Origin of the sequence: Microcystis sp. (assembly GCF_048564745.1) — a bacterium.
Lineage (GTDB): Bacteria > Cyanobacteriota > Cyanobacteriia > Cyanobacteriales > Microcystaceae > Microcystis > Microcystis ichthyoblabe_A.
Genome location: NZ_JBLZRT010000086.1, coordinates 1 through 9,430, shown reverse-complemented (window position 1 = coordinate 9,430; position 9,430 = coordinate 1). Strand labels below are relative to the sequence as shown.

The window sequence follows — 9,430 nt, the reverse complement described above, 5'->3', positions numbered from 1 at the left end:
AATTCTTGGGCTGCCCATTTCTCCATTTTTTTGCTTACCTCCACCTTGATTCCTTCTTTCAAAACTATACCTATCAATCGTTTCCCCTTTTTTTAAGTTTCTTCTCTTTTTGTTAAGAAAGATCCGACTAATGGATAGCTTGATAAGGGGGGTGTCTGACAGCTTTTAACCCCTACCTACTTAAATAGTGACGAGGACAATTTCCAATCCCCAGTCGGATTAACTTTGTTAGCTATAGCATCCCTAAATGAAATGTGAAAAGGTATCGTATTTTTTAAGTTTAGGAAAATTAAATAATTGAAATTTAGCCAAAAACTCGAACAGTCGTTTAACCACAAGAAAACCTTTCGCCATCCCATAAAATCCGCTCAAAAGACTTGTTAACTGTAGCCAAATCGTTTCTACTAGATTTTCTTCGGTTTGGTGCGCTCTCAGTTTTCTGCTGACGTTCTTTGCGCTATTTGACCGAATAAACCCTTTTTAAGGCATTAGGGAAGGATAGGCTATGCCGACTTTTATTTTATGAGACTAGGCTATTGTATCAACTTTTAATTAAACAGCTAATCGGCTAAAGTGATAAGTAAATATTATTTTAAGTTTATTTAAGGCTGTCATTACTAATGGTAAGTTGAGCCTGGTGAATTTTCGCGTAGTATCAAAAAGGAAACTCATTCGACCTGTTCAGTGTAAACGGGGAGAGAAGGCATTTTGAGACTGAGGAACAACCTATGGCAAAGAAAATAAAGACAACCACTTATAAAGTCACCCTGAAAACACCCAAGGGCGATTATGAAATTGATGTTCCCGATAATGAATATATTCTCGAGGCAGCAGAAGAACAAGGATTAGATTTACCCTTTTCTTGCCGTGCTGGTGCTTGCTCTAGTTGCGCTGGTCAACTCGAATCTGGTATCGTTGATCAGTCCGATCAATCCTTCTTAGATGACGATCAAATTGAAGCGGGTTATGTCCTCACCTGTGTGGCCTATCCGACTACTGACTGTGTGATCGTCACCCACAAAGAAGAAGATTTGTACTAATTTAACTCAATATTCGGGGGTTAGATACTCCAACAATACAACAATAATAGAGCGGGAACTGCAAGGGCGACAGTTCTCGCTTTATTTGTATTTTTGCCTCTTGACTCGACAATGAGATAAAGCCCAAAAATTAATCCTGCTAGAGGTTTCCTGCAAATTCATAATCATATGGTAGTATAGTTATAAAGCTATATAAAGGGAGTCAGAGATCATGCTATTCCGTCAGATGTTCGATCCCGAAACCAGCACTTATACTTATTTGATTGCCGATCCCGTCAGCAAGGAAGCGGTATTGGTGGATCCAGTCCTGGAACAGGTGGAAAGGGATGATCGGCAATTACGGGAGCTAGGATTAACGCTAAAATATTGTTTAGAAACCCATATTCACGCCGATCACGTCACAGGAACTGGAAAATTAAGGCAAATCACAGGCTGTCTGGGTATAGTTCCCGAAAATGCCCAAGTAGCCTGTGCTGATCGCCATCTGACGGATGGAGAGGAATTGTTACTAGGAAATATCACCATCAAAGCGATCGCTACTCTTGGCCACACCGATAGTCATCTAGCCTATTTAGTCAATAACAGTCATATTTTGACAGGAGATGCCCTATTTATCCGGGGTTGTGGTCGTACCGACTTCCAAAGCGGCGATGCTGGTACTCTCTTTGATTCGGTCACGCAAAAACTTTTCACTCTCCCCGATAGTACCCTAGTTTATCCCGGCCACGACTATCGCGGTTTAACTGTCTCCACCATTGCCGAAGAAAAACAATACAATCCCCGTTTTGTCGGACGTAACCGCAGACAATTTATCGAGTTTATGAACAGTCTTAATTTACCAGATCCCAAAAAGATCATGGAGGCGGTTCCCGCTAACCAAGGCTGCGGTAATTTAGGAGTTGTTTTAGCTTAAAGATCTATTCAGGAGATTAACGATGACCAATACCACAAATCAAGCAAAATTACTAGAATTTGATGCCCATACTTTAAAAAACTTAATTGAGCGCCGAGAAGTTTGCTTAATTGATGTGCGAGAACCGGGGGAGTACGCCAGCGATCGCATTCCAGGGGCCAAATTAGTACCACTTTCCAGTTTTAACCCTAATTCGATCGCTTTTGACCCCAATCAAACCCTAGTTCTCTATTGTAATTCTGGCAGCAGATCCACTGTAGCGGCACAAAAACTGATTGCGGCAGGATTTAGCCAAGTTGCCCAGCTTAAAAACGGCTTAAATACTTGGAAAAGTGCGGGTTATGCCACCGAAAAAGACCAAAATGCGCCAATTAGCCTATTTCGTCAGGTGCAGATCGTTGCTGGTTCCCTAGTAGTCCTCGGAACAGTATTAGGAGCCTTTCTCTCGCCTTGGTTCCTGATTTTAAGCGGTTTTGTCGGTTCCGGTCTAGTTTTTGCGGGAATTAGTAATACCTGTGCTTTAGCTATGCTTCTGGCTAAACTTCCCTATAATCAACCCCATCGGGGGAAATAGGGGGTTAGGGGTTGGGTGTGGGAATTATGAATTGGGAAGTGGGGAAGTGGGGAAGTGGGGGAATTTCAACTAAAACCCCAACACCCTAACACCCCCCGCAACGCGCACGCAGTGACCACCCCAACACCCTAAAACCCTATCACCGTATCTCCTGCCTCCTGACGACCGATAGCTAAAATAACTGATAACTGAAATGACTTGGTTAATTGGACATTTATTAGCCGTTTGTACGGGGATTAGTCTGGGATTGCTGGGAGGAGGAGGTTCTGTACTAGCATTACCGATTCTAGTCTATGTGATGGGAGTACCGACCAAATCAGCGATCGCTATGACGCTTCTAGTCATCGGTAGTGTCAGTTTACTCGGCACGATTCCCCACTGGAAAAAAGGCAACATTAACTTAAAAACCGCTTTTATCTTCGGTTCTGCCACGATGGTAGGGGCTTTTTTGGGAGCAAGATTAGCCACATTACCCCTTGTCACTGCCACCTTCCAGATGCTCCTGTTTGCAACACTAATGGTAATAGCAGCAGCCTTTATGATTAGTAGATCAACACAGATAGATAATCCTGATTATAAAGCCCGCGATCGCCAAAAAAATCTGACTCTCTACCCCCAACCAGTGTGCCGATATTGCTGGCTCTGGTTAATGAGCGAGGGAATTGCTGTGGGTGTCCTGACGGGATTAGTTGGGGTTGGGGGAGGCTTCGCTATCGTTCCCGCGCTGGTATTATTGGGCAAAATCCCCATGGTTCAAGCGATTGCCACTTCCCTGCTGATTATTTCCCTCAATTCTGTAGCCGGATTACTGGGCTATTTAGGTCATATTAGCGTCGATTGGCAGTTAACCCTATCCTTTGCTTTTGCGGCTGCCCTCGGTACTCTTATCGGTTCCTATCTGGGACAGTTTGTGTCCGCAAAACAGTTACAAAAAGGTTTTGGTTATTTTCTCTTAGCGATCGCAACTTTAGTTTTAATTCAAAATCGTCACATCCTGCACAATGTCCTGACTCCGAAAGGCCATTCTCTCATCCCGGCGGAAAAGGTTAGATTTATTCAGCCAACCCTACTTAAGACTGATAACTGATAACCGATCACTGATCACTAATTATCGGCCCACTTCAGCGAAAATCTCGGCTAAAATCTCTCCAGCACCAGCTTCGCGCACTTTATGGGCTAAATCTCGTCCTAAGACTTCCCCATGGCTAGGATCGCCGCTAACCGAGTCCTTAATCAGGCGCTTACCGTCGAGACTAGCCACCATACCCGTTAAAGTTAGGATACCATCCTCGATCGCCGTATTTACTCCGATGGGAACTTGACAACCCCCCTCCAACTCCCGTAAAAAAGCGCGTTCAGCATAGCATCTATCGCGACTAGGGGCGTGTTCCAACACTTTTATGACTTCCAAAACCTCCGGATCAGCATCGCGGCATTCTATCCCTAAAGCACCCTGTCCCACCGCATGGAGAGAAATTGCTGCCGGGATAACCTGATGAACTCGATCGCCTAATCCTAACCTTTCTAGTCCCGCTACTGCCAGAATAATCGCGTCGTATTCTCCCGCGTCCAGTTTTGCCAGACGGGTGTTGACATTGCCGCGCACATCCTTAAAAGTCAGATGGGGATAATGGTAACGCAACTGGGCCAATCGCCGCAGGGAAGAAGTCCCCACCACCGCACCTTCCGGTAAAGTGTCTAATTGATAGTCTTGATTTTGGCTATTTACCACCAAAGCATCGGCCGGATTCACTCTTTCCGTGACGCAACCCAAGATTAAGCCTTCGGGCAAATTAGTGGGCAGATCCTTGAGAGAATGGACGGCAAGATCGATCGATCTATCCAACATTCCCACTTCTAGTTCTTTGGTAAATAAACCCTTATCACCGATTTTCGCCAGGGCCACATCGAGAATTTTATCGCCTTGGGTACTCATCGTCTCCACCTCAAACTGTCGATGGGGGTGGTGTTTACTCAATTCTGCCTGTACCCAATAGGTTTGTACTAGGGCTAACTGACTTTTACGCGAACCGATACGCAGGGAACGAGGAGGACTAGAAACGGACATATCTGAAGTAGGAATTTAACTAAACATCTATCGGACTGCTCGATCTAGACTATCCTGATCTCACCCCTGTTGAGTAATCACTTTCTAGGTTAGGCATAAATAGTTACATCTCTTAATATTTTTCAGGAAATGGGGTGACTATTATTCCCCACTGACAGCAAAGCTGAAAGCCTAGATTAAAATAGAGGGACAAACGTTGCAACAGGGTCTAACTAATGACAATGTTTGAACGGACAAATTGGCTAAAGTAGCTGGTTATAATTAAATTAAAAATGGATTTTAGGTTCGATCCCCCCTGCCCCCCTTGATAAGGGGGGTGCCGATAGGCGGGGGGATCCCCCTTGATAAGGGGGGTGCCGATAGGCGGGGGGATCCCCCTTAATAAGGGGGTTGCCGATCCCCCCTTAGTCCCCCCTTAATAAGGGGGGCATCTGAAAGTTTTTAACGCCTACCTACTAAACTCGCTAATTTGAATTTGTTTTCTGAAAAATCATTAAATGTTGTTGGGGCAAAGTCTCGATGATTTCTTCCGGCACTAAACCGACAGCGGCCATTTCTTTTTCTACCTGTCTGCGGGTCATTTTATGAAGGGCCTTGATGGGAATCAGAGGGTTTTCACGACGGTATTCTGCTAATACCACCCTACCATCGGGTTTTAAGGATTTGACCAGATTCTCCATCATCTCGCGGGGAGAGGAAAACTCGTGATAAGCATCCACCATTAAAGCTAAATCGATCGCATTTATAGGCAATTGGGGATCGGTTTCTGTGGCGAGAATTGTGGTGACATTCTTCACTTGATTTTCCTCGGCTAAAAAATCAATTGCCCCTAACATTTCCGGTTGCACATCGACGGCGAAAACTTGTGCTACTAAATTCGCCATAGGAAAACTAAAATAACCTGTACCTGCGCCGATATCTGCCACTAGATCTGTGGGTTTTAGATGTAGTGCGGTGATCAGATCATCGGGTTTTTCTGTGAAACGGCGACTAGGACGTTCTAACCATAACATTTCTTGGTGTCCCATGACTTTAGCGATTTCCCGTCCTAGATAAAATTTACCGATACCATCGCGACTATGAAGCGATCGAATCTGGTAATATTGCTGCGGTGCTAAAACTGAAGTATCGTAGGTAAGATTTAATAATCCGAAACCGCAAAAAACCACTATTAGAAACGAGACAATTAAGAAAAATTTTTGCTTAAACAGCATCGGGATTAAAAACGGTGGGCTAAAAAAAAATAAATTCCCCGTCCGGGACAGGGAAAAAATCTATATTGATCAACAAAACAATTAATCCAAAAATCCCATTAAAGTTTCGGGATCATCGATTTCATTGGAAGCAACGGGACGATTACCCATGACTGTATAAGTTTCGCTAATGTGCAGATGACTGAGAGCGATCGGACGATTGCCAGAGATCGCCAGAGTGCTGCTAACTTCCATACCACTAGAGCCGACAGGACGCAATCCACCGACGGAAGAATAGGTACTAACCACTTTCAGATGGCTAACTTCTACGGGACGGCCCCCAGGTAACATTTCATCTTCCGTGAAGTGAAGATGGCTAGTACCAACAGGACGATTTTCGGGTAAGCGATGTTCGGGTTGATAGAATTTTAAGGCTTTGGAAGCCGATTCAGCGTTGTTTTTCACCGAAAGGGCGACCACTTCTTTATCTTTGGCGGTTTTAGCCGTAGTAGCTTTACCGCGTGTGCTGGTCTTTTCTTCTGTGGTTGCTGGGGTTTGAGTCCCGTTCGTTTCTAGATTTTCCACCGTCATAACCTGATACTCCTTTCCGTTAATAGCTTCGGGGAAACGATAAGATTTAAGTTTAGGGTATTCTCGAAGACTTTTAATCTTTTTTTAAAATCCTCTCTAATATTAAGATACATCTTTCTTTCCCAAAACCCTATAAGTGTTGGTAATTTGATTGATAATTTATTTTGCCTGTTCTCTACACCCAGCCGCTAATGACCGCTTTTCAACTACAAGCACCCTTTCAACCCACTGGGGATCAACCGGCAGCGATCGATCAATTGGTAGATTCCCTGCAAAACCGGCAGCGTTTCCAAACCCTCTTGGGGGCAACCGGCACCGGCAAAACCTTCACCATTGCCGCCGTCATCGAGAAAATCGGCAGGCCTACCCTCGTCCTGGCCCATAATAAGACCCTGGCGGCCCAATTATGCAACGAATTGCGGCAATTTTTCCCCAATAACGCCGTGGAATACTTTATCAGCTATTACGACTACTATCAACCGGAGGCTTATATTCCCGTCAGCGATACCTACATCGAAAAGAGTTCTTCGATTAATGATGAGATCGATATGCTGCGCCATTCGGCCACGCGATCGCTGTTTGAACGCAGGGATGTGATCGTCGTCGCTTCCATTAGTTGTATTTATGGTTTGGGAATGCCGGCGGAATACCTGAAAGCGGCGATTTCCTTAACAGTTGGTCAAGAGTTCGACCAAAGGCAATTATTACGGGCCTTGGTGTCAGTGCAGTACAATCGCAATGATTTGGAGTTAACTCGCGGTCGTTTTCGTCTCAAGGGCGATATTTTGGAAATTGTCCCCGCTTACGAGGATCGGGTGATTAAAATTGATTTTTTTGGCGATGAGATTGAAAGTATTCGTTATCTCGATCCCCTGACGGGGGAAGTTTTGCAAAAATTAGAGCGAATTAGTATTTATCCGGCCCGTCACTTTGTTACCCCGGAGGAGCGTTTAGAGGTGGCTTGTCGGGATATTAAAACCGAGTTAGATAACCGTTTATTGGAGTTAGAAAAAGCGGGCAAATTACTGGAAGCGCAACGTTTGGATCAGCGGACTCGTTATGATTTAGAAATGTTGCAGGAAGTGGGTTATTGTAATGGCGTAGAAAATTATTCGCGGCATTTAGCGGGTAGATTAGCGGGGGAACCGCCGGAATGTTTGGTGGATTATTTTCCCCAAGATTGGTTATTAGTTGTGGATGAATCTCATGTTAGTGTGCCGCAAATTCGCGGGATGTATAATGGCGATCAATCACGAAAAAAAGTTTTGATCGATCACGGGTTTCGTTTACCCAGTGCTGCGGATAATCGTCCTTTGAAGTCGGAAGAATTTTGGCATAAAGTTAATCAGTGTATTTTTGTTTCGGCCACTCCGGGAGATTGGGAATTAGCCCAGTCAGAAAATCGCATTGTCGAACAAATTATCCGACCGACGGGAGTTTTAGACCCGGAGATTTTTGTGCGACCAACCGAGGGACAAGTGGATGATTTATTAGGGGAAATTAAGGAGCGAGTGCGGTTAAATGAACGGGTTTTGATTACCACTTTAACTAAACGCATGGCGGAAGATTTAACCGAATACTTACAAGAAAGGGGAATTAAAGTTAGATATCTACATTCAGAAATTCAATCAATTCAACGGATTGAAATTATTCAAGACCTGCGAGAAGGGGTCTTTGACGTGCTGATCGGGGTGAATTTGCTTCGCGAGGGGTTAGACCTGCCGGAAGTGTCTTTAGTGGCGATTTTAGACGCAGATAAGGAAGGATTTTTAAGGGCTACCCGCTCTTTAATTCAAACTATCGGCCGGGCTGCTCGTCATATTCGCGGTCAGGCAATTCTTTACGGAGATAATCTCACTGATAGTATGATTAATGCGATCGAAGAAACCAAGAGACGGCGAGCTATTCAAGAGGAATATAACCAAAAACATGGGATTATTCCGCAACCGATTGTTAAAAGGTCGAGTAATTCAATTTTGGCTTTTCTGGATATTTCCCGTCGCCTAAATTCTCAACAATTAGAGCAGGTTTGTGAGAATATAGAAGAACTTTCTTTAGAACAAATTCCCGAATTAATTCAACAACTAGAAGCGCAAATGAAAGAAGCGGCGAAAAATCTAGAATTCGAGTCAGCAGCTAAATATCGCGATCAGATTAAGCAATTGCGAGATAAGTTATTAAATCATCTTAGATAAACCTATGACTAGATTTATTCATGACCAGTTTGCCAAAGATTATCTCGAAGAATTATTATCTTCTCTGGGAGAGGTAAAATCGGCACGGGTTGTACGCGGAGAAGTACGAGAAATCGATGTCTGGTTTTCACCCCAGATTCTCGATAATAATCCTAGAGAGCTGCTGGGATTACTGGGAAAAATGGCGATTAATCCCTGTTTATTTGAACCCTTTCGCAATCCTGTCACCCCTACAGAAATTAGAACTTGTCTGTTAAAATTGTTGCAAGTGGAAGGGGAAATTAATCGTCAAGCAAATCGTCAGAAAACGAATGTTAACGATGGGGAAATCCCCCGTCTCTGGATTTTGACTCCCACCGCTTCCGCGCAACTGTTAGGAGGATTCGGAGCTAAATTAGATGAGGAGAATTGGGGGGAGGGTATCTATTTTTTAGCTCCCTCTTTACGCACGGCAATCACCGTTATCCATCAATTACCCCCAACAGAAGCAACTCTCTGGTTAAGAATTTTAGGCCGGGGAAAAGTACAAGCAAGGGCGATCGATGAGCTAGAATCGTTACCAGAGGATCATCCTTTTCGGGTAAATGCTCTAGAATTATTATTAAACTTGAGAACCTCTTTAACTAACGATCAAGAGCTTGAACAGGAGGACAGAGAGTTAATTATGAGATTATCACCTTTATACACTTCCCGTCTTCAGGAAGAACTAGATGCTGGCCGTCAACAGGGTCTTCAACAGGGTCTTCAACAGGGTCTTCAACAGGGTCTTCAACAGGGTCTTCAACAGGGTCTTCAACAGGGTCTTCAACAGGGTCTTCAACAGGGTCTTCAACAGGGTCTTCAACAGGGTCTTCAA

General features: G+C 44.2%; 9 protein-coding genes. 6 read left to right on the top strand and 3 right to left on the bottom strand.

Features of this window, described 5'->3' with window-relative positions; genetic code table 11:
- Positions 1 to 728 precede the first annotated feature (728 nt).
- The 4 genes from ACOCD9_RS11020 to ACOCD9_RS11005 all read left to right on the top strand — a co-directional run bounded on the left by ACOCD9_RS11020 (position 729) and on the right by ACOCD9_RS11005 (position 3,614).
- On the top strand, positions 729 to 1,040 hold the full coding sequence (locus ACOCD9_RS11020; protein ID WP_004163775.1) for a ferredoxin: 312 nt from the start codon (positions 729 to 731) through the stop codon (positions 1,038 to 1,040).
- 211 nt (positions 1,041 to 1,251) lie between these two features.
- On the top strand, positions 1,252 to 1,953 hold the full coding sequence (locus tag ACOCD9_RS11015; protein ID WP_287703486.1) for an MBL fold metallo-hydrolase: 702 nt from the start codon (positions 1,252 to 1,254) through the stop codon (positions 1,951 to 1,953).
- A gap of 22 nt (positions 1,954 to 1,975) precedes the next feature.
- Positions 1,976 to 2,527 carry a rhodanese-like domain-containing protein gene (locus ACOCD9_RS11010; RefSeq protein ID WP_287703488.1) on the top strand — a complete coding sequence of 184 codons (552 nt, stop codon included), beginning with the start codon at positions 1,976 to 1,978 and terminating at the stop codon, positions 2,525 to 2,527.
- 193 nt (positions 2,528 to 2,720) lie between these two features.
- Positions 2,721 to 3,614 carry a sulfite exporter TauE/SafE family protein gene (locus ACOCD9_RS11005; RefSeq protein ID WP_287703490.1) on the top strand — a complete coding sequence of 298 codons (894 nt, stop codon included), beginning with the start codon at positions 2,721 to 2,723 and terminating at the stop codon, positions 3,612 to 3,614.
- Between the two features lie 21 nt (positions 3,615 to 3,635).
- Here the strand turns inward: ACOCD9_RS11005 and hemC are convergent, their stop codons facing one another.
- The 3 genes from hemC to ACOCD9_RS10990 form a co-directional block, all read right to left on the bottom strand.
- Entirely contained in the window at positions 3,636 to 4,595 is a 960-nt protein-coding gene (gene hemC / locus ACOCD9_RS11000) for a hydroxymethylbilane synthase (RefSeq protein ID WP_419547453.1), read from the bottom strand.
- Positions 4,596 to 5,059: 464 nt separating this feature from the next.
- Positions 5,060 to 5,809 (bottom strand): class I SAM-dependent methyltransferase, encoded by a 750-nt coding sequence (locus ACOCD9_RS10995; RefSeq protein WP_419547452.1) that lies wholly within the window; start codon positions 5,807 to 5,809, stop codon positions 5,060 to 5,062.
- An 81-nt stretch (positions 5,810 to 5,890) separates the two neighbouring features.
- The gene (locus ACOCD9_RS10990) at positions 5,891 to 6,379 is read right to left on the bottom strand and encodes a hypothetical protein (RefSeq protein WP_002733480.1); all 489 of its coding nucleotides are present in this window, start codon (positions 6,377 to 6,379) and stop codon (positions 5,891 to 5,893) included.
- Between the two features lie 191 nt (positions 6,380 to 6,570).
- Here ACOCD9_RS10990 and uvrB point away from each other — a divergent pair, with 191 nt between their 5' ends.
- Together uvrB and ACOCD9_RS10980 are read left to right on the top strand one after the other, a co-directional pair.
- Complete coding sequence (gene uvrB / locus ACOCD9_RS10985; RefSeq protein ID WP_287702453.1) at positions 6,571 to 8,574, top strand: excinuclease ABC subunit UvrB; 2,004 nt, start codon at positions 6,571 to 6,573, stop codon at positions 8,572 to 8,574.
- Positions 8,575 to 8,578: 4 nt separating this feature from the next.
- Positions 8,579 to 9,430 (top strand): flagellar assembly protein H (locus tag ACOCD9_RS10980; RefSeq protein ID WP_287702455.1); only part of this gene is annotated, 852 nt, incomplete at its 3' end.